Annotated in this window: 13 protein-coding genes; 7 read left to right on the top strand and 6 right to left on the bottom strand. The window is 60.3% G+C overall.

Features of this window, described 5'->3' with window-relative positions; all coding sequences use genetic code 11:
- Window positions 1–636: 636 nt before the first annotated feature.
- Window positions 637–795, bottom strand: a complete 159-nt coding sequence (locus tag ACTO3O_RS02770; RefSeq protein ID WP_297830855.1) for a hypothetical protein — start codon at window positions 793–795, stop codon at window positions 637–639.
- 81 nt (window positions 796–876) lie between these two features.
- Here ACTO3O_RS02770 and ACTO3O_RS02765 point away from each other — a divergent pair, with 81 nt between their 5' ends.
- Together ACTO3O_RS02765 and ACTO3O_RS02760 are read left to right on the top strand one after the other, a co-directional pair.
- On the top strand, window positions 877–1515 hold the full coding sequence (locus ACTO3O_RS02765) for a deoxynucleoside kinase (protein WP_297830857.1): 639 nt from the start codon (window positions 877–879) through the stop codon (window positions 1513–1515).
- Entirely contained in the window at window positions 1502–2908 is a 1407-nt protein-coding gene (locus tag ACTO3O_RS02760; protein WP_297830859.1) for a methyltransferase RsmF C-terminal domain-like protein, read from the top strand. The genes ACTO3O_RS02765 and ACTO3O_RS02760 overlap by 14 nt, the downstream gene beginning before the upstream one ends.
- 78 nt (window positions 2909–2986) lie before the next feature.
- Here the strand turns inward: ACTO3O_RS02760 and ACTO3O_RS02755 are convergent, their stop codons facing one another.
- The 3 genes from ACTO3O_RS02755 to recG all read right to left on the bottom strand — a co-directional run bounded on the left by ACTO3O_RS02755 (window position 2987) and on the right by recG (window position 9384).
- Window positions 2987–4414: a BACON domain-containing protein gene (locus ACTO3O_RS02755; protein ID WP_297830861.1), complete on the bottom strand. Its 1428-nt coding sequence runs from the start codon at window positions 4412–4414 to the stop codon at window positions 2987–2989.
- Window positions 4411–6525 carry an alpha-amylase family glycosyl hydrolase gene (locus ACTO3O_RS02750; protein WP_297830863.1) on the bottom strand — a complete coding sequence of 705 codons (2115 nt, stop codon included), beginning with the start codon at window positions 6523–6525 and terminating at the stop codon, window positions 4411–4413. Before ACTO3O_RS02750 ends, ACTO3O_RS02755 begins: the two co-directional genes overlap by 4 nt.
- Window positions 6526–7245: 720 nt before the next feature.
- Entirely contained in the window at window positions 7246–9384 is a 2139-nt protein-coding gene (gene recG / locus ACTO3O_RS02745; protein ID WP_363323618.1) for an ATP-dependent DNA helicase RecG, read from the bottom strand.
- A gap of 128 nt (window positions 9385–9512) precedes the next feature.
- On the opposite strand from recG, the gene ACTO3O_RS02740 reads away from it, so the two are divergent.
- Window positions 9513–10343 carry a DUF3108 domain-containing protein gene (locus ACTO3O_RS02740; RefSeq protein ID WP_298080633.1) on the top strand — a complete coding sequence of 277 codons (831 nt, stop codon included), beginning with the start codon at window positions 9513–9515 and terminating at the stop codon, window positions 10341–10343.
- Between the two features lie 1260 nt (window positions 10344–11603).
- On the opposite strand, the gene ACTO3O_RS02735 is transcribed toward ACTO3O_RS02740, so the two are convergent.
- On the bottom strand, window positions 11604–11837 hold the full coding sequence (locus ACTO3O_RS02735; RefSeq protein ID WP_297623890.1) for a hypothetical protein: 234 nt from the start codon (window positions 11835–11837) through the stop codon (window positions 11604–11606).
- Between the two features lie 23 nt (window positions 11838–11860).
- Here ACTO3O_RS02735 and ACTO3O_RS02730 point away from each other — a divergent pair, with 23 nt between their 5' ends.
- Window positions 11861–13372: a GH3 auxin-responsive promoter family protein gene (locus ACTO3O_RS02730; protein ID WP_294594413.1), complete on the top strand. Its 1512-nt coding sequence runs from the start codon at window positions 11861–11863 to the stop codon at window positions 13370–13372.
- Between the two features lie 34 nt (window positions 13373–13406).
- A complete protein-coding gene (locus tag ACTO3O_RS02725) occupies window positions 13407–16277 on the top strand; it encodes a calcium-translocating P-type ATPase, PMCA-type (protein ID WP_297832796.1) in 2871 nt (956 codons plus the stop codon).
- Between the two features lie 736 nt (window positions 16278–17013).
- Here ACTO3O_RS02725 and ACTO3O_RS02720 read toward each other — a convergent pair.
- Window positions 17014–17220 carry a hypothetical protein gene (locus tag ACTO3O_RS02720; RefSeq protein ID WP_294594768.1) on the bottom strand — a complete coding sequence of 69 codons (207 nt, stop codon included), beginning with the start codon at window positions 17218–17220 and terminating at the stop codon, window positions 17014–17016.
- A gap of 176 nt (window positions 17221–17396) precedes the next feature.
- On the opposite strand from ACTO3O_RS02720, the gene ACTO3O_RS02715 reads away from it, so the two are divergent.
- Window positions 17397–18914, top strand: coding sequence for a Do family serine endopeptidase (locus ACTO3O_RS02715; protein WP_367270616.1), 1518 nt, complete (start codon window positions 17397–17399; stop codon window positions 18912–18914).
- A 247-nt stretch (window positions 18915–19161) separates the two neighbouring features.
- Window positions 19162–20022, top strand: coding sequence for a sigma-70 family RNA polymerase sigma factor (locus ACTO3O_RS02710; RefSeq protein ID WP_294594766.1), 861 nt, complete (start codon window positions 19162–19164; stop codon window positions 20020–20022).
- Window positions 20023–20191 lie beyond the last annotated feature (169 nt).

Raw genomic sequence — 20191 nt, 5'->3', positions numbered from 1 at the left:
CCAAAGACGCGCGCCCCGCCTAAAGAGGGAAATCGTCAAAATGCACTTGTGCGTTTTGACAAGATTTCCCCAAGGCGCGCGAAAAATCCGTCGCCCGCCCGCCTAAGAGGGCATATTCTGCCGGTTGGCACTCGGCCAATCCGGCAAGAATTGCCGCGGGCGACGGCAAGCGTGGCGGAGTGACAGCGGAGCCGCAGTGAGGCGGACACGGGGCGGAGAACTGGGGCGTGCTTTGGGCTGTGCTTGTGCGACCTTTAGGTCGCCGTCCTCGGCGAGGGCGACGCTTTAGCGGCGCGTGGAGGGGCGCGCCGAGGACGAATTTCGCAGAACGGTGAATGGGCTGTGCTCTTGCGACCTCAAGGGTCGCCGGGCCTGCGCGCTGGGCCTTCGGCCCACCTCCGGAGCGCGCGGCCCAAACTCGACGGAATTGGGGTGGAGAACTGGGCCGAGCCTCTGCGGCTCGCAGAGCCGCGCAGGCCGGACGCCTCCCCTCGGGAGGCCCGCAACACGCCGCTCCGCGCCAAGAGTTGCTGTTCCTCCCGGGCGTCCTACCCGCCAAGGTCAAACAAAAGTAGGGTAGAGGCTGGCGGTGATTTGGGCCGAGGCGGCCAGTATTCGCGTGCCGAGCGGCACCGTTTATTCCGAGAGGCAACGCAACTGAAAACTGTAGCCGCGGCTGTTCGCGGTACAGGGATCGAGCCAGGCCATGCTGAAACTTAAATGCATGCCGTCGGTGTCGCTGACGGTCGATGCCCAACTGTAGCCGTTGCCGGAGACACTGGCCGGTGTCCCCATGTCTCGACGGCGGTAGCCCGGGGCGGGAGCTCCCCGGAGACCGATGACCGGAAAAAGATAACCATTCAGAATAAAAAAGAGATGTATATAGCAATTGCCGGAAATATCGGGAGCGGGAAGACCTACCTGACCGAGCTGTTGAGCGCCCGGCTCGGCTGGGAAGCCCAATACGAAGAGACCGAGAATCCGTATATCGGCGATTTTTACGACGATATGAAACGGTGGGCCTTCAACCTGCAAGTCTATTTTCTCGGGAAACGGCAGCGGCAGATCGACGCCATCGCCTCCCGCGAAATCGAATGCCGGGCCGAAGGCACAGGCGTGCAATCCGTGGTCGTAGACCGCACGATCTACGAAGACGCGCAGGTCTTTGCCACCAACCTCCATCGTGTCGGCGTCCTTTCGTCGCGCGACTACACCACCTACATGCAGCTCTATCGCTTTACCGAGGCCAACCTGTTGCGGCCCCGGCTGCTTGTTTACCTGCGCGCCTCCGTGCCCACGCTCGTCAGCCAGATTCAGCGGCGCGGACGCGTCTACGAAGCCTCGATCGACGCCGCATACCTCGAAGGGCTCAACCGGTTGTACGAAGAGTGGATCGTCACCTACGACGGGCCGAAATTGATCGTCGACGTCGACCGCGAGGATTTCGTCACCGACCCTTCGGCCCGCGAAGCGATTCTCGAACGCATTGCCAAACAGATCGATGGAAGCTGCTGAAGCATCTAAGATACGCTTGCCCGCAGCCTTCGCGGCCCGGGTCGAGGCGGAAGTGCCGGGACTCGCCGAGGCATTGGAAGAGACCCCTCCTGTCAGCATACGATTCAATCCGTTCAAACGCCTGGCGGATTTTCCGGCGGATCCTTCGGGTGTGGGCGAGCCGGTGGCGTGGGCCTTGCCGGGCGAGGCTTGTTACCTGACCGACCGGCCTGTTTTTACGGCCGATCCGGTGTTCCACGGCGGAGCTTATTATGTGCAGGAGGCCGGGTCGATGTTTGTCGGATGGCTCTTGCGGCGGATTCTCCGGACGACGGGAATCGTGACTCCTAAAGTATTGGATTTGTGTGCCGCTCCGGGCGGGAAGGTCACCCATATCGCTTCGGTGGTCGGTTCGGAGGGAGTTGTCGTGGCCAATGAGACGATTCGGTCGCGGGCTCGGATATTGGCCGAGAACGTGCAGAAATGGGGGTCGGGGAATGTGGCCGTCACTTCGAACGACCCGGCGGATTTCGGCGCGAGGCTGGCAGGAGATTTCGACGTGATTGTCGCCGACGTCCCCTGTTCCGGCGAAGGGATGTTCCGCAAGGATCCCGCCTCACGCGAGGCGTGGTCACCCGAGAACGTGCAGCTGTGCGCCGCGCGGCAGCGGCGGATCGTGAGCGACGTTTGGGCCGCGTTGCGGCCGGGAGGGGTGCTGATCTACAGCACCTGTACCTTCAATGCAGCTGAAAACGAGGAGAATGTCCGGTGGGTGGCGGAGGAGTTGGGCGGCGAAGTGCTCGATTTCGACGGGGTGCCGGAGGAGATCGTGACGACGGGTGCCGGGTGGCACTTTTATCCCCATCGGGTGCGGAGCGAGGGCTTTTTCGCGGCTGCGATTCGGAAAACGGGGGATTTCGATGCGAAAGGGCGTACTCTCGGGAAAACGAAAAAGAATACGGAGTTGGCGTCGCTGGTCAAGTCGGAACTGAGCGAGGCGCGGCGGTGGATCGGCGACGATGAGTGGCTTTTCGGTCGGGTCGGCGAGGGGACGGTCTACGGCTTTTCGCCGGAGATGTACCGGATGGTCGAAACGTTGCGTGCTGCGCGGTTCGGCCTGCTTTATTCCGGCGTGGAGCTGGGCGAGCTGATTCGCGGGAGCTTGAAACCGGCCCATGCGCTGGCCTTGTATGCCGGTCTGAACCGGCAGGCGACGGCTGTGGCCGAGCTGGACGACGATGCCGCCCGGGAGTACTTGCGCAAAGGGACGGATACGGCCGCATTGCCCGTCGAACGGTTCGCCGAAGGGCTGAATCTGGTCGTATGCCGCGGCGTTGCGCTCGGCTGGGCCAAGCGGATCGGACGACGCTACAACAATCTCTATCCGGCCGCCTGGCGCGTGCTTCGGTACTGAGCCGTTACGCATCGAGCCCGGGTATCGTACGATACCCGGGCTCGTTACTTCTCAGAAGGTCTCCGCAGAGGAGTCCCGTTACCGATCGAATCCGAACAGATCCACTTCGACAAAATACGATGCCACTCCATCATTCGCTTTCGGCCCGCTGAACGAGGAGATGAATCGTTCGAGGTCGAGGTTCAGCGTCATCCCTCCGCCGCCCTCCTGCGGCACCTCCAGCAATTGCCAGTAATGAGTGATGGCCGGATTTCCCGGACAGAAATTGGCCCGGTCATAATAGCAAGTCCCCGCCTGTGCATAGTTTTTGCCGCATTTCACGAAAATCGTACCCGGGTAAGCCGCCTTTTTCCCATTCACCGTTACGGTGTAGGTGTTGGAGTCGAACTCGGCCGCATTGCGCACCTGGTAACCGGTTCGATCCGGGAATCTTCCCTGATCATGTCCGTATCCCGTGATGGTGACTTTCATTTCGATTGTTTTTACCCCCTCCGGTACGGTAAAATTACGCAGCCCCATATGGGCATCGTTCTCGATATCGTCATCGCCCGAGAAGCCGTAACCCCAACGCCGGTATCCCGTATTGTCGTTCACATGGCTGTCGTACACCTTGGCTGCCCATACCGGATTCCGTTCCGGCTCGCCTTCGTACAAGTCGAATGTAAGGGTTGCCGTGTGCCGTCGCCCGGTCGATGAGGGCCCGCCCCAGTCGCCGTCGAAGTAGATTCGGAATTCGGTTGTTCCCGTCAACATCGGCAAATAGTCGGTGACATCGAAATAGAAATATTTTTCCCATCCGGCATCAAAACTTCCTCCGTACGGCGTGATGGCGCGTACCAATTCGAACCACTCTCCGTTGCGTTTGTCCTTGACGAAAAGCATGGTCGTATAATCATATTCGTGCGGTCCGGCATTCATTCCGCCCATCCGGTACGAGAGGATGGCCCGTCGATAGGTCGGCCCGCCCGCAGCCGGGAAGTCGAGTGTGAACCGGTGGTCGTTATTGATGCCCCATCCATAAAAATAGAGAGGAATCACGCTGCTCGTCACGGTCGTTTTGTCGCCGGTAGCTTTGGAGATCAGTTCGTCCGGATATTTTTCGTAGTACGGAGTCCGTTCGAGCAATACCGCGCCCTGATTGACCGTTGCAGCCTGTACGACCGTCACCGTACGTGTAATCGGTTCCCGACCGTTCGGAGTGCCGGTTACGGTAATGACAGCCGACCGTTCCGTTTCGCTGCGGTTATAGTCCGCCTTGACCGTAAGGGTGTTATTTGCCCCTTTGGCTGCAGTACACCAGGCTTTTCCTTCTTCAATGGCGAAGTCCCAGGTCGGCAGATTCGTTTCAATGGTCAGCGTGCCCGTTCCCTCGCTCGCCTCCATCGGGAGCGTTTCGGTCGGAGTAATCGTCAGGTAGCTTTCGCCTGTTTCTTTGTTGTTTTTACAACTCCCGAAAAGGAGGAGTACGGCGGCGATGCCGATCGTGCCGGTGATTCTTGTATTCATAAAGAGAAAGATTTGGAACTTAGACTGGTTTGAAATCCGTTATCGTCTTCCCGGGCGAAGACCAGTGCCGTCCGGCTGACGTTGTAGATCCGCATGTAATGGCGTGTCACCCCGTCCCCGTCCATCCGTGAATCGGTGAAGTATTCCGCGCTTTCCGAACCGGAGCGCACCCGTCCCTGACCGCCGAAAACCGCCTCGTCGCTGCTCAGCACCACCCGCCATTTCCCCGCCTGCGGCGCCGGCAGCTCGTAGTCCGGAATGCTCGCCGTCGGATGCCAGTTGAAGACGAACAGCAGCCCCGCCTGTTCGTAAATCAACGTCTTATTCGCCTCGTCCACCTTCAGCTGATAGCCGTATCCCGCGCTGAGTATCCGGTATTTCCGCAGCAGCGCCACCATCGCCCCCTCGAACCGTGCGAGGTCGATGTAGCGCAGGTAGTCCGCCTCGGCCAGCGACCACTGCCGCCGCGCATGCGCATAGCTCCACCCGTTCCCCTCCCGCGGAAAGTCGATCCACTCCGGATGTCCGAATTCGTTCCCCATGAAGGTCAGGTAAGCCTCGCCTCCCAGCGTCGAGGTAACGAGCCGGATCATCTTGTGCAGCGCGATGCCCCGGTCGATAATGAGATTCTGCGACTCGCGGTTCATGGCGAAATACATCTCCTTGTCCATCAAGCGGAACGCGATCGTCTTATCCCCTACCAGCGCCTGGTCGTGCGATTCGCAGTAAGCCACCGTCCGCACCCCCGGCAGCCGGTTGCAGAGCACGCTCCACATCCGGTGCAAGTCCCACTCCTCGTCCGGCACATCCTTCAGGTATTCGATCCAGAAGTCCGGAATCGCCATCCCCAACCGGTAGTCGAACCCCATCCCTCCGTCTCGTACCGGGAAAGTCACCCCCGGCATCCCGCTCACATCCTCTGCGATCGTCACCGCTCCCGGTCGCAATTCGTGTATCAGCTCATTGGCCAGCGTCAGGTAGAGGATCGCATCCCGATTGGCTCCTCCGCCGAAATAGGCCTCCAGCCCCCAATCCGGCGCATTCACCCCGTGGTGGTGATACAGCATCGAGGTCACGCCGTCGAACCGAAAGCCGTCGAAATGGAACTCGTCGAGCCAGTATTTGACGTTTGAGAGCAGAAAGTGTTGCACTTCGTACTTCCCGTAGTCGAAGAGCATGGAGTCCCACTGCGGATGTTCCCCCGCCTCGCCCGGCAGCGAGTAGAGGCCGTCTGTTCCGTCCAGCCGGTTGATCCCTTCGTTGAGGTTTTTGACATAGTGCGAGTGGACGAGGTCCATAATCACCCCCAATCCCAGTTCGTGAGCCCGTTTTACCAGCTGTTTCAAATCTTCCGGCGTGCCGAACCGCGAGCTCGGCGCAAAGAAGTTGCTGACGTGGTATCCGAAACTTCCGTAGTACGGGTGTTCGGCAATGGCCATCAGCTGTATCGCGTTGTATCCCAGTTCCTTGATCCGAGGTAAGATGAGTTCGGTGAACTCTTTGTAGGTTCCCACCCCTTCCCGCTCTTGCGCCATCCCCACATGCGCTTCGTAGATCAATAGTCCCCCCTCCGCCGCCGCCCGTGCGGTGAGGTCGTACCGGTCTTCGTCCCAAGCGAAAGGCCTCTGCGGCTCCCACACCTGTCCGCAATAGTCTTTCGACTGTTCGTTCTGCACCACGCGCCGGATGTATGCCGGAATTCGATCCATCCACGAGCCGTCTCCGCCATGGACGTACATTTTCACCAGACTACCATGCTTCAGCCTTCCGCCGGTCGCCTCGTCCGGCAGGAAGAGTTCCCACACGCCGTTCGAATCGGGCACCCGTTCAGCCGGATACTGCGTCCGTTCCCAGTCGTTGAAGTCTCCGAACAGAAAGACTTCCCGCGCTCCGGGCAGCCATTCGCGAAACCACCATCCGTGTCGTTCCGGGTCGTAGTGGATGCCGAAGTAGAGGTGGGCGTTGGCGTAATCGGCGAGCGATCCGCTCCAGTGTCGAATTTCGTCGGCGCGGCGGGCGAATCGGTCGTATCGGGCTTCGATTTCCGGAGCTGCGGGTCTGAGCCAGTCGTCCTGTGCGACGAGCGGCAAGGTGTGTGGCTGAGATGACATGGCGAGAGGATGTTAGGGGTTGGATAACTCTTTGACAAATATAACTTTTTCCGGGGATAAAACGTCGGGTTGAGGAGGTAAATTTGTGCGGTGGCAGCGTTTATTCCGAGAGGCAGCGCAACTGAAGACCGTGGGCGCGGCCGTTTGCGAAATTGGGGGTAAGGGTTTGCATGGTAAAATCCAAAAATACACCGTTAGTTTCACTGGTAGAGGATGCCCAACTGTACCCGTGGTGACCGATATTTCTTGCGACACCTTCATAGTTTGCCCGCCCGAAGTCGCGGTAGCCCGGGGCGGTGCCCATAAGGCGTCTTCTTGGCTGCTTTTACCCTACTTGTGTTTGACGTTGGCGGCCGAAGCCTGCGGTGCCCACAGCAACGTGAGTTGCGGGCCTCCGCGGTCGGAGGCTTCGGCCCGCGCGACCCTAAAGGGTCGCAAGAGCACAGCCCCAATTCTCCGCCCCGTATCGGCCTCACTGCGGCTCCGCTACCGCTCCGCCGCTTTTTCGCGCGCCTTGCGCGATTCATTCTATTTCGGCAGTAAGCCGAAATAGTTGAATCGCTTCTTTAGGCGTGGCGCGCGTCTGTCCTACGGGAGGGTACTGCCCTTACGACGGACGGGCGCACCCTTCGGGTGTTTTAATGGCCGTCTCTACCCCCGCTCTTTGTCCGCGAAACGTGCAAAAGTGTTGTTTCGCTATGGTTGTCACCGCTTTGTGCGTCAGCTGATCTGGCTCAAGTCCACCTCGATTTTCTTCTTTCGGTTCAGCCGTGCGATCGCAGCCGCCAAAAGTACGTTCGCCGGATCCTGCAAATTCGGATCCGTCGCCAGCACCCTTTCCGCCACCCCTCGGGCATATTCCAGAATGTCGCCGTCCTTGGCCAGGTTCGAAACCTTGATCTCGATCCCCTGCCCGCTCTGCGCCGTGCCGTCAATGTCGCCCGCCCCCCGGAGCTGCAAGTCCAGCTCCGACAGCCGGAAACCGTCCGTCGTCGAGACCATCGCCTCCATCCGGTGCCGCGCCTCCGTCGAGAGCTTGTCCCCCGTCATCAGGATACAGTACGACTGCTCGCCGCCCCGGCCCACCCGGCCCCGCAGCTGGTGGAGCTGCGACAGTCCGAACCGCTCCGCACTCTCGATCACCATGACCGTCGCGTTCGGCACATCCACCCCCACCTCGATCACCGTCGTCGAGATCAGAATCTGCGCCTTTCCCTGCTTGAACTGCTCCATCCCGTAATCCTTGAGCCGCGCCGGCATCTTGCCATGCACCACCACGCTCGTGTACTTCGGCGGCGGGAACTCCCGCGCGATCACCTCCGCCCCCGCCTCCAGATTCGCCACATCCAGCGTCTCCGACTCCTGAATCAGCGGGTAGACGATATAGACCTGCCGTCCTCGGGCGATCTGCTCGCGCAGGAAGCCGAACAGCCTCAACCGGTGCGACTCCCGCGCATGAGAAGTATGTATCGGTTTCCGCCCCGGCGGCAGCTCGTCGATCACCGAGACGTCCAGATCGCCGTAGAGCGTCATCGCCAGCGTCCGCGGAATCGGTGTCGCCGTCATCACCAGCACGTGCGGCGGCAAATCCTGACTTTTCATGCGCAACTTGGCCCGCTGCATCACCCCGAACCGGTGCTGTTCGTCGATCACCGCGAATCCCAGCCGCGCAAACTGAACCCCCTCCTCGATCAGCGCGTGGGTGCCGATCAGCAGGTCGATCTCGCCCGACATCAGCCCCTCCGCAATCTCCGCCCGTTTTCTCCGCCCCGTGCTCCCCGTCAGCAATTCGACCCGCAGCCCCGTCCGTTCCACCAGCGACATCACCGACCGGTAGTGCTGGTTGGCCAATATCTCCGTCGGCGCCATCAGCGCGCTCTGGAATCCGTTGTCCGCCGCGATCAGGATGCACAGCAGCGCGACGATCGTCTTGCCGCTCCCCACGTCGCCCTGCATCAGGCGGTTCATCTGGTGGCCGCTCACCATGTCGCCCCGAATCTCCCGGACGACCCGTTGCTGGGCGCCCGTCAGTTCGAAAGGCAGCTGTTCGCGGTAAAACATATTGAAATAGCCCCCGATTTTCGGCATCTTGAATCCCTGCACCTTCTCCATCCGCACCTGCCGCTGGCCCAACAGCTGGAGCTGGATGACGAACAGCTCCTCGAACTTGAGCCGTCGCATCGCCGCCTGCAACGCTTCGGCCGACGACGGGAAGTGAATGTCGTGCAGCGCCTGGGCCCGTCCCACCAACCGCTCCTGTCGCAACAGATATTCCGGCAGCGTCTCCGGAATGTAATTCTTGACCGCCCCCCAGAGCGTTTTCACGGCATTGAAAATGGCTTTCGTCCCCAGCCCGATCGAGGTGAGCCGCTCGGTGGTGCTGTAGATGCCCTGCATGCCGACCGGCTCCTGTCCTTCGATCACGATCGGCGGTTCGAACTCCGGATGGGCCATGTTCGGCCAGCCGTTGAACATCGTGGGGCGTCCGAAAAAGATGTATTCACGGCCCACTTCGAGCTTCTTCATCACGAATCGCGCGCCGCGGAACCAGACGACGTCCATCTCGCCCGTATCGTCGGTCACCACCAGCGCCAGCCGCGCCTTGTGGCCCGTCCCGATGATCCCTTTGTCGCGTACCCGAGCCCTCACCTGAATGTATTGTGTGGAGAGCTCCTCCCGGATTTCGTTGATTTTGTAGATTTTCGACCGATCCACATATCGGAACGGGATGTGCATCAGCAGGTCGCCGAACGTTTCGACGCCGATTTCGGCGGCGAGCAGTTCGGCGCGTTTCTGCCCGATTCCGGGCAGGTACTGGATCGGTCTGTCTAGGATGCTGTCCATGGTCTTTCCGTACACAAATATACTCTTTTTTCGGTCGCGCGCCGGGAGCCGGTTGCGAGGCCGAGGAAAAAGTACGGCACGGGGGTTGCACTGCCTGAAAAACGATTATATTTGTCTCTGTTATGAAACGATTTCCGATTTTTATGTCGCTTGTCGCGGTGCTGTGCGCAGTGGGCGGGGGACGAGTCCGGGGGCAGTCGTCGGCGCGGCCGTTGGCTTTCCGGGCGGGCGAAGAGCTGACCTACACGGCGGGTTATGCTTCGACGATGCTGACGACCGACGTGGCGACGGTGACTTTCCGGCTTTCCGAGGGGCGTATGGAGGGTGGTCCGGCTTATCGGATTTGGGCGCAGGGGGTGACCAAACCGTTTTTCTCGGTCTTTTTCCGGGTGAACGATGTCTATGAAACGTGGCTCGATACGGCGACGCTGCGACCGTTGTATGCCACGTCGGATATTCAGGAGGGGAATTATCGGTATCGCAGCCGGCAGTGGTTCGATTGGACGAAGGGCGAGGTGAGGACGTATGGAAAAAACCAGAAAAAGGGCTATGAGCGAGGACGGACGATGTCGATCGGGGAGTCGGACTTCGATCCGGTCGCTCATTTTTTCAATCTGCGAAACCTGCCGTCGATCGGTACGATGCGGAAGGGGGAGGCGGGATTCCTGAACTTAGTGATGATCGACACGATCCGCAGGATTCGGTACGTGTATCAGGGACGGGAGATTATCAATGCTCCGGCGACGGGGCGGGTGCGGTGTTTGAAGTTTTCGTGCCAGCTGGCGACGGGCGATGCGCAATCGTTCAAGGATGGGAGCGAGTTTTTGATTTGGATTTCGGACGACGCGAACCGGATCCCGATCTATATGGAGACTCCGATCCGAGTGGGGCGTGTCCAAGCGACGCTGACGGGTTGGAAAAATTTGGCCCATCCGTTTTCGTCGCAGCTTGTGGACGGGGGTAAGAGGAAATGACAGTTTATTGTCCAAGTGCGCGGACAGAGATTTGGGCTCCCGGCAGCTTGAGGATGCGCAAGCATCCGTCGAAAGTCTTTTTGGTTCTTTTTCTTCAGAAAAAGAACAGTACCAGCCGGGGCAGTGTCCAGATCGCGCGCCACGCCTAAAGAAGCGATTCAACTATTTTGGCGGTAGCCGAAATAGAGTGAATCGCGCAGGCGCGCGAACAAAGAATGGGGCGAGGATTTGGGCTGAGGCTGCCGCAGCGATGCGTAAGCATCGCCCGTCCACGGGACGTGGGGCCTGCCCGGCCCGAGGGCAGTCTCCTCCCGTAGCCAAAGACGCGCGCCCCGCCTAAAGGAGCGTGCGAAAATCCCGTCGCCCGCCCGCCTAAGAGGGCATATTCTGCCGGTTGGCACTCGGCCAATCCGGCAAGAATTGCCGCGGGCGACGGCAAGCGTGGCGGAGCGAAAGCGGAGCCGCAGTGAGGCGGACACGGAGCGGAGAACTGGGCGAACTTTAGGTCGTGTTTGTTCTTCGGGCGCGAAAACCGTAATCGGTTTTCGCGCCGCGCTGGGCCGAGCATGGGGCTGTGGGTTGGGCCGAGCTGTTGTCCGTGCTTTTGCGGTTCGTAGAACCGCCGGGCCTGCGCGCTGGGCCGTTCGGCCCACCCCCGGAGCGCGCAGCCCGAATCCCAAAGAATTGGGGCGGATTGAAGAAAGCTTTGGGGCGGAGAGCGAATAGCGCGATTCTGAAGGGAACCGCCGTTCTCGGGCGCAGCGACGCATTAGCGGCGCGTGGGAGGCGCGCCGAGGACGAATGCCACAGAATGGGGCTGTGAATAGGTTTTTGCTCTTGCGACCCTTTGGGTCGCCGGCCTTGTCGCCCAGGCGCGTAGCGCCTCGGGGGGATGGGCGACAGGCTGAACCCGACAGAAAAAGGCGTTGCTCTTGCGGCTTTTTGAGCCGCGCAGTCCATCGCTGGCGGCGAACAGCAAACAAGGTGCGCCGAAGACACACATGAAAGAGCGGGGTGAACTTTGAGTGGTGGGTTGGGCTGAGTTCTTGCGGCTCTACGAGCCGCGCGAGCCGGACGCCTCCCCGCGGGCGGCCCGCAACACGCCGCTTGCGCGTCGAGAGTTGTCGTTCCTCCCGGGCGTCCCACCAAGGTTACACAAAAGTATAATAATACTAGAAGCACCGGTTCTTGGGGTAGGGTAGAGGCTGGCGGTTGTTAAGGTAGCTCCAGCTCCTTGCCCACCGCGGGTACGCACCCCGTTTATTCCGAGAGGCAACGCAACTGAAGAGCGTTACCGCGACTGCTCGGACCATTGGTTTCGAGACGCTCCATGCTGAAACCGAACAATGTCCCCTTGATGTCGCTGACAGCCGACGACCATTGGTACCCATGGTTGCCCGAGTAGCCCAACACCCCCGGCGCATTGTAGCGGAAGCCCGGGGCGGAGCCGAGCCGAACCGCCCTCCGACCGATGAACCAGATGAAAACCAGCATATAACGAGCGAGAAAATATCGCCATGTCATTGATCAATTCGATACTCACCACCCTCTATTCCAAACGGCTCAAAGCCATCGAGCACTTCCGGCGCTTCCCGTGGGAAGTCCAGGCCGAACAATTCCGGCTCCTGATGAGCTACGGCGCACAGACCGACTACTTCCGACACTACGACATGCACGCTTACGACTCCGTCGAGACCTACCAGCGGCGGATACCGGTCGTGAACTACGACGACATTCAGACCGAAATCGAACGCATGCGCCGCGGCGAAGAGAACATCCTCTGGCCCGGCAAAGTCGGCTGGTTCGCCAAATCCTCCGGCACCACCGGCGACCGGAGCAAATACATTCCCGTCACCGATGAGATCTTGCACCAGTGTCACTTCCAGGGCGGGCGGGATACCATGGCCCTTTTCGCCTACTACCACCCCCGGAGCAAAGCCTTCAGCGGCAAGACCCTCACCCTCGGCGGCAGCCACCGGCTCGACCCCCTCGGCGGAGGCGTCCAGAGCGGCGACCTCTCCGCCATCCTGATCCACAACGCCCCGGGGTGGGTCAATCGCCTGCGCGAACCCTCGACCCACATCGCCCTGATTCCCGACTTCGAACGCAAAGTGGACGCCATCTGCTGGCGATGCTCCAAACAACGCGTGACCGCTTTCGTCGGCGTGCCTTCGTGGAACCTCGTGCTCATGAACCGCATGCTCGAATACACCGGCACCGACAATCTGCTCGAAGTGTGGCCCGACCTCTCCCTCTTTATCCACGGCGGCGTCAGCTTCGCACCCTATCGCGAACAATATCGGCGGCTGATTCCTTCGTCGCAGATGAAATACATGGAGACCTACAACGCCTCCGAAGGCTTCTTCGCCCTACAGGACAACCTTTCCACCTCCGACATGCTCCTGATGCTCGACTACGGCGTCTTCTACGAATTCCTGCCCGTCGGCGAGCTCGACCGGCCGGAGAAGGCCGTGACGCTGGCCGATGTCGAGATCGGCGTCAACTACGCCATGATCATCTCCACCTCGGGCGGCTTGTGGCGGTATATGATCGGCGACACCGTCGAATTCACCAGCCTCGCCCCTCATAAAATCCGGATTACCGGACGTACCAAGAGCTATATCAACGCATTCGGCGAAGAGATCGTCATCGACAACGCCGAACGTGCCGTCTCGGCCGCCTGTGCCGCGACAGGTGCCCGCGTGCTCGAATACACCGCCGCCCCGATCTTTATGGAAGGGCGGGCCAAGGGGGCACACCAGTGGTTCGTCGAATTTTCCGCTCCGCCGTCAGACGTCATGCTCTTTGCCGAGACCCTCGACCGTACTTTGCAGGAGGTCAACTCCGACTACGCCGCCAAACGGTTCAAAAACACCACCCTCATGCCGCCGCAGCTCGTCGTCGCGCGGAAAGGAGCTTTCTACCGCTGGATGGACGAACGCAAGAAACTCGGCGGCCAGAACAAAGTGCCCCGGTTGGCCAATGATCGGAAATATATGGAACAATTATTGAAGATCAACGCCTTGTAGCCTTTTTTATCCCTTTAGAAAAAGTTATTCCGTTATGACACACCGAGGATTGAGCGCCCGTGAAGTCGAAGCGAGCCGGGCCGAACACGGCGAGAACGTGCTGACCCCTCCGCCGCGGACGCCGTTGTGGAAACTGTTTTTTGGTAAATTTTCCGACCCCGTTATCCGGATTCTGCTGATCGCCGCTTTTCTGTCGTTGGGCATCTCGTTCGTCCACGGCGAATATTATGAAACCGTCGGGATATTCTGCGCCATTTTTCTGGCCACCGGCGTCTCGTTCTGGTTCGAAGTCGATGCCGCCCGCAAATTCGACCTCCTCAACCAGGTGAACGACGATACCCCGGTGCGGGTGATCCGCGACGGACAGGTGCGCGAGGTGGGGAAACGGGAGATCGTGGTCGGCGACATCATCCTGCTCGAAACCGGCGACGAGGTGCCGGCCGATGCGGAGCTGCTCGAAGCCATGGCCTTGCAGGTCGACGAATCCAACCTGACCGGCGAGCCCTCCGCCTTCAAGACCATCCATCCCGAGGAGTTCCGGCCCGATGCCACCTACCCCGGGAACCTCGTCCTGCGCGGGACGAGCGTCATCGAGGGGCACGGCGTCGCCCGGGTGGTTCGCGTGGGAGACGCTACCGAGTTCGGGCGTGTAGCCACCCAGGCGACGGTGCAGGCCGAGGAGAATACCCCTCTCAACCGTCAGCTCGAACGGCTGGCCAAACTGATCGGCGTGGTGGGCTTCGGGCTGGCCGTTTTCACCTTTGCGGCCTTGTTTCTGAAGGACGTTTTCGACGGCCACGACCGCTTTACGTGGGGGCAGCTGGGGCTGCTCGGCGCAGTGTTCGCCGGGCTGGCGGTGGCTTCGGTCAAGATGTGGCTGCCGTTGGTTTACGACGCTTTCGATCTGGCCGGCCGGCCGCGGCAGATGCCGGCGGGGATTGCGCGGCGGGGCTGGTTTTTCTGGCTGTTGTGCGGGATGTTAGTCTGTGCCGGGATTGCTTCGCTGGGGCTCTTTTTCGGAGTCGATCCGCTGTCGGCTCAGGCTTGGATCGGGCTCGACGCGGCGGGACGGATACTGAACTACTTTATGGTGGCGGTGACCCTGATTGTCGTGGCCGTGCCCGAAGGGTTGCCGATGGCGGTGACGCTGGCGCTGGCGCTGTCGATCCGGAAGATGCTGAAGTCCAATAATCTGGTGCGCAAGATGCACGCTTGCGAGACCATGGGGGCCACGACCGTGATCTGTACAGACAAGACGGGGACGCTGACTGCCAACCGGATGAGCGTCGAGGCGGCTCATTTTGATTTCGGTGTTCCGGAAAGTGTTGTGTACGAGGGGATTGCGGTCAATACGACGGCCGAGCTGAATCGCGACGATCCGAGCCGGCCGAAAGCTCTCGGGAATCCGACCGAGGGGGCGTTGCTGCTTTGGCTCGATGCGGCCGGAGAGAGCTATGCCGGGTGGCGCGAACGGGCCGAGGTTATCGCCCGGTTGCCGTTCTCGACCCGGAATAAGTATATGGCGACGCTTGTTCGCTCTGGGGCGGAGGGGATCGACGGACAAACCGTTTTGTATGTGAAGGGGGCTCCGGAGATCGTTCTGGGGCATTGTGCCGGCCTGTCGGAGGCGCAGCGGACGGAGGTGGAGGCGCAATTGGCCGAATATCAGCAGCAGGCGATGCGGACGTTGGGATTTGCTTATCGGATTTTGCCGGCGGGGGATGAGTCAGCGAAGTATGCTCATGCCGATGCCGAAGCGCTCAAGGCTTTGGTGGCCGAGGGGGGATTGACGTTTGCGGGTTATACGGCGATTATGGATCCGGTGCGGGAGGATGTGCCGGCGGCGGTGGCCGAGTGTATGGAGGCGGGGATTGCCGTCAAGATCGTGACGGGCGATACGCCGGGGACGGCTCGCGAGATCGGTCGTCGGATCGGGCTGTGGGATCCGGCGTCGGACGGCCCGCGGAACGAGATTACGGGCGTCGAGTGGGAGGCTCTCTCGGACGAAGAGGCGTTGGAACGGGCGGCGGAGATCAAGATCATGTCGCGGGCCCGGCCGATGGACAAACAGCGTCTCGTGCAGCTTTTGCAGCGTCGGGGCGAGGTGGTGGCGGTGACGGGCGACGGGACGAACGATGCGCCGGCCCTGAACTTCGCCAACGTGGGTTTGTCGATGGGGAGCGGCACGTCGGTGGCGCGCGAGGCGAGCGACATCACGCTGCTGGACGACTCGTTCGCCAGCATCGCCACGGCGGTGATGTGGGGGCGGTCGGTTTACCGGAATATCCAGCGGTTTGTCCTGTTCCAGCTGACCATCAATGTGGCGGCGTTGACGATCGTTTTTCTGGGGTCGTTGCTGGGGTTCGCCCTGCCGCTGACGGTGACCCAGATGCTGTGGGTCAACCTGATTATGGACACCTTTGCGGCGGGCGCCTTGGCGTCGTTGCCTCCGGATCGGCGCGAGATGTCGCATCGGCCGCGTCGGACGACCGATTTTATCATCACGCCTGTCATGCGCCGGTCGATCCTCTGGACGGGCTTCGGTTTCGTGGCGGTTCTGCTGGGCTTGCTGGCCTGGTTCGGACACACCGGCGGAGGGGTGACGGCGTATGAATTGTCGCTCTTTTTTACGGTATTCGTGTTGTTGCAGTTCTGGAATATGTTCAATGCGAAGGCCTATGCGAGCGGTCGTTCGGCGTTCCACGGTTTGTGGCACGACACGGGTTTCCTGCTGGTCGCGGCTTTGATCGTGATCGGCCAGGTGGTGATCGTTTCGTTCGGCGGCGAAGTGTTCCGGGTCGTTCCGTTGTCGTTGAGGGATTGGGCGATTGCGATTGGAGCGACATCGGCAGTGTTGTGGATCGGCGAGGCGCTTCGTCTCATCCGTTCGCGGCGTCGGGCGTAGGGTAGAGGCTGGTAGTTGAAATGCGTAAGCATTTCCCGTCCACGGGACGTGGGGCCCGGCCGGCCCGAGGCCAGTTTTAGGCGGGTCAAAGCTCGACCGCGCGTCGCCGCCTAAAGAGGGAAATCGTCAAAATGTGCTTGCGTGTTTTGACAAGATTTCCGCCAGCGCGCGGACAAAGAATTGGGTAGAGGCTGCCATTAAATCACCCGAAGGGTGCGCCCGCCCGGCGTAAGGGCAGTACCCTCTCGTAAGACAGACGCGCGCCCCGCCTAAAGAAGCGATTCAGCGATTTCGGCGTGAGCCGAATATAGATGAATCGCGCAAGGCGCGCGAAAACGCGGCGGAGCGACAGCGGAGCCGCAGTGAGGCTGATATGGGGCGGAGAACTGGGGCGAGCTTTGGGCCGTGCCTGCTCTTCGGGCGGGAAAACCGTAACTGGTTTTCCCGCCGCGCCGGGCCCAGCTTTTGCGACTCGAAGAGTCGCTCGGGCCGGCCGCCTGCCCACGGGCGGCCCGTAACACGCCGCTTGCGCGTCGAAAGTTGCTGTTCCTCCCGGGTACCCGGCTCACTTTAGTCGAGAGTGAATATTAAGGGTCGGAGCCAGCGTGGCCGGAAACGAGCTCTGCGACGTTGCAGGCCTACGCCGGGGGAGGCTCCGGCCCGGGCGGTTCTGCGAACCGCAGGATTCAACTCCCAATAGGGTAGAGGCTGCCATTAAAACGCCCGTTGGGCGCGTTTATTCCGAGAGGCAACGCAACTGAAAACCGTAGGTACGGTAGCCCGAGTGGCTGGCATTGAGAGACTGCGAATGGAAATTCAAAGCCAAACCGTTGATGCCGATCGTGGAAGACCAGCCGAACCCACTGTTGCCTATGACCACCGCTATCCCCGAAGTATGATAGCGGTAGCCCGGGGCGGCACCCGAAAGAGAGTCGCCTGCCACAACCCTGTCACAGCCCCGTAACAAAAAGCATCGCCCCGCCCCGACAAATCGCCCCTCGGACATACCATTTCCGCTCCCCCTTACGTTTTTAAATCCACCGGACGGTACGAACCGCCCTAAAAATCAGAAACAGTTTGCCTATGGGAGAAAATCACTCCGCAGCATAAATTATTAGCATGATGAAAAAACGATGGATGATTTTGAGCCTGACCCTCTCCGTAGCCGCAGGCTCGTTAGCCGCTTACACCGTAAGCCGGCTGACCGCGGCGCATGATGCCGCCCGTGCTACCGCCGTGACCTACGAAGGCGAGGCCGCCCGGGCACATTTCGCCTCCGCACCGGCAGAAAGTGCCACACAAGGCCTTTTGCCCGACTTCACCACCGCCGCCGAACAAGGCGTCGAAGCCGTAGTCAATATCGAAAACCGGCAGAAACTGAAAGTGCAACGTCTTTCCAGTCCTTTTGGCGGCGGCGGTTTCGACCCCTTCGAATTCTTTTTCGGGCCCCAGGGCGGCCAGCAGCCCCAGAGCCAGCCCGAAGAGCAGGAACGACGCTCCGGAGGTTCCGGCGTGATTATTTCGCCCGACGGATACATCGTCTCCAACAACCACGTCGTCGAGGGAGCCAGCGAACTGATCGTCACCCTCCACGACGGGACTACCCATAAGGCCACGCTGGTCGGGAGCGATCCGTCGACCGATATCGCCCTGTTGAAAATCGACGCCACAGGGCTGAAAACCATCTCGTTCGGCGACTCCGAAGCCTTGCGGCTCGGCGAATGGGTGCTCGCCATCGGGAACCCCTTCGGGCTCACCTCGACCGTCACCGCCGGCATCGTCAGCGCCAAAGGGCGCAGCCTCGGCGTGATCCCCTCCCAGATGGGAGTCGAATCCTTTATCCAGACCGACGCCGCCGTCAATCCCGGCAACAGCGGCGGAGCGCTCATTACGACCGAAGGGAAACTCATCGGCATCAACACCGTCATTAAATCGCCGACCGGAGCCTATGCCGGATACTCGTTCGCCATCCCCTCCTCCATCGTGCGCAAGGTGGTGACCGACCTGCGCGAATACGGCGTCGTACAGCGCGCCATGCTCGGCATCTCGTTCCAGGCCGCTACTCCCGAGTGGGTCGAACGCTTCGGCAAAGAGAAAGGCATTACCGAACCGGGCGGAATCTACGTAGCGGAAGTGACGACCGACGGCGCAGCCGAAGCCGCAGGCATTAAATCGGGCGACGTCATGACCCATATCGACGGCCGTCCGATGAACACCACCGCCGACGTGCAGGAGACCATCGCTAAGCTGCGGCCCAACGACAAGATTCGTGTGACCATCCGGCGCAACGGTGCGACCAAAGAGTATGACGTGGTGCTGCGCAACCGGGCCGGCAAGACCGAACTCGTCCGGAAAGACGACGCCAACCTGCTCGAAGAGCTCGGCGCCACCTTCCGCGAAGTGACCGACAAACAGAAAAAAGAGCTCAATATTCGCGGCGGGATTCAGGTCGTCGAACTCAAAGAGGGCGGCCTCCTCGCGAAATCCCGCGTGCGGCGCGGCTTCATCATCACCGCCATCAACGACCGGGCGATTACTGTAGTCAGCGACCTGAACCGCATCACCGACAAAGTGCAATCCATCGACGGCATCTATCCCGACGGCCGGATGGTCAGCTACCAAGCCTTGGGTCAATAGCCCTCGGAGCGTCTGGCCCGGCAAAGTCGCCCTGATGCTCCTTCCTACCAAGCCTTGGGTCAATAGCCCTCGGAGGGGTGTGCACATGACGATAACCACCACTTAACCGGCCGGCGGAATCTCCGTGATCCGAGAGGATTTTTCCGCTCCGGCCGGTTAAATTTTGCAAAGGGCGAAACAAAAAAACAGTTCCAACGTATAACATAGCGTTCACCTTTCCGAAATTTCATACACAAGTCATATTTCCATGAGACAGCTGAAAATTACCAAATCCATCACCAATCGCGAGAGCGCGTCGCTCGACAAATACCTTCAGGAGATTGGGCGCGAGGATTTGATAACCGTCGAAGAAGAGGTCGAGTTGGCCCAGCGCATCAAAAAAGGCGACCAGGAGGCCCTCGAAAAGCTCACCAAGGCCAATCTTCGGTTCGTGGTGTCCGTGGCCAAACAATACCAGAATCAGGGGCTTACGCTTCCGGACTTGATCAACGAAGGGAACCTCGGGCTCATCAAGGCAGCCGAAAAGTTCGACGAGACGCGGGGGTTCAAATTCATCTCGTATGCCGTGTGGTGGATCCGGCAATCCATCTTGCAGGCCTTGGCGGAACAGTCGCGTATCGTGCGCCTGCCCCTCAACCAGGTCGGATCGCTCAACAAGATCAACAAGGCCTTCGCCCGGTTCGAACAGGAGAACGAACGCACCCCGTCGCCGGAAGAGCTCGCCAAAGTGCTCGACCTGCCGAAAGAGAAGGTCGCCGATACGCTGCGGGTTTCGGGCCGGCATGTGTCGGTCGATGCTCCGTTTGCCGAAGGGGAAGACAATAGCCTGCTCGACGTGCTGGTGAACAACGACTCGCCCAACGCCGACCGCAGTTTGATTAACGAGTCGCTGTCGACCGAGGTGGATCGTGCGCTCTCGACCCTGACGGAGCGGGAGCGGGATATCGTGAAATATTTCTTCGGGATCGGCACGGCCGAGATGACCCTCGAAGAGATCGGAGAGCAGTTCGGTCTGACCCGCGAACGGGTGCGGCAGATCAAAGAGAAGGCGATTCGCCGGTTGCGCCACAGCTCGCGGAGCAAACAGCTTAAGACCTATCTGGGATAGGCCGGATGGGTCGAGGCGGGGATTTGCGTCCTTTGTCCTCAGCAATAATTTTTGGAGACGGGAGGCTTTGCTATCTGAGAATGGCAGTGCCTCCTCTCTTTATTTATAGAGCGTTCGGGGGTTCCGGAGTGTCTCTCGCCTTGCCGGACAAGACGGAGGCAGAGCGAAC

This window comes from Rikenella sp., from assembly GCF_056799795.1.
Note: the sequence above shows the minus strand (reverse complement) of the source record. Positions and strands in the feature narration are given on the sequence as shown.

Bases quoted from the DNA above. Each gene is read 5' to 3' on its own strand.
- ACTO3O_RS02770 (WP_297830855.1), bottom strand. From the start codon at position 795: ATGGGGACACCGGCCAGTGTCTCCGGCAACGGCTACAGTTGGGCATCG.
- ACTO3O_RS02765 (WP_297830857.1), top strand. From the start codon at position 877: ATGTATATAGCAATTGCCGGAAATATCGGGAGCGGGAAGACCTACCTG.
- ACTO3O_RS02760 (WP_297830859.1), top strand. From the start codon at position 1,502: ATGGAAGCTGCTGAAGCATCTAAGATACGCTTGCCCGCAGCCTTCGCG.
- ACTO3O_RS02755 (WP_297830861.1), bottom strand. From the start codon at position 4,414: ATGAATACAAGAATCACCGGCACGATCGGCATCGCCGCCGTACTCCTC.
- ACTO3O_RS02750 (WP_297830863.1), bottom strand. From the start codon at position 6,525: ATGTCATCTCAGCCACACACCTTGCCGCTCGTCGCACAGGACGACTGG.
- ACTO3O_RS02740 (WP_298080633.1), top strand. From the start codon at position 9,513: ATGTCGCTTGTCGCGGTGCTGTGCGCAGTGGGCGGGGGACGAGTCCGG.
- ACTO3O_RS02735 (WP_297623890.1), bottom strand. From the start codon at position 11,837: ATGCTGGTTTTCATCTGGTTCATCGGTCGGAGGGCGGTTCGGCTCGGC.
- ACTO3O_RS02730 (WP_294594413.1), top strand. From the start codon at position 11,861: ATGTCATTGATCAATTCGATACTCACCACCCTCTATTCCAAACGGCTC.
- ACTO3O_RS02725 (WP_297832796.1), top strand. From the start codon at position 13,407: ATGACACACCGAGGATTGAGCGCCCGTGAAGTCGAAGCGAGCCGGGCC.
- ACTO3O_RS02715 (WP_367270616.1), top strand. From the start codon at position 17,397: ATGATGAAAAAACGATGGATGATTTTGAGCCTGACCCTCTCCGTAGCC.
- ACTO3O_RS02710 (WP_294594766.1), top strand. From the start codon at position 19,162: ATGAGACAGCTGAAAATTACCAAATCCATCACCAATCGCGAGAGCGCG.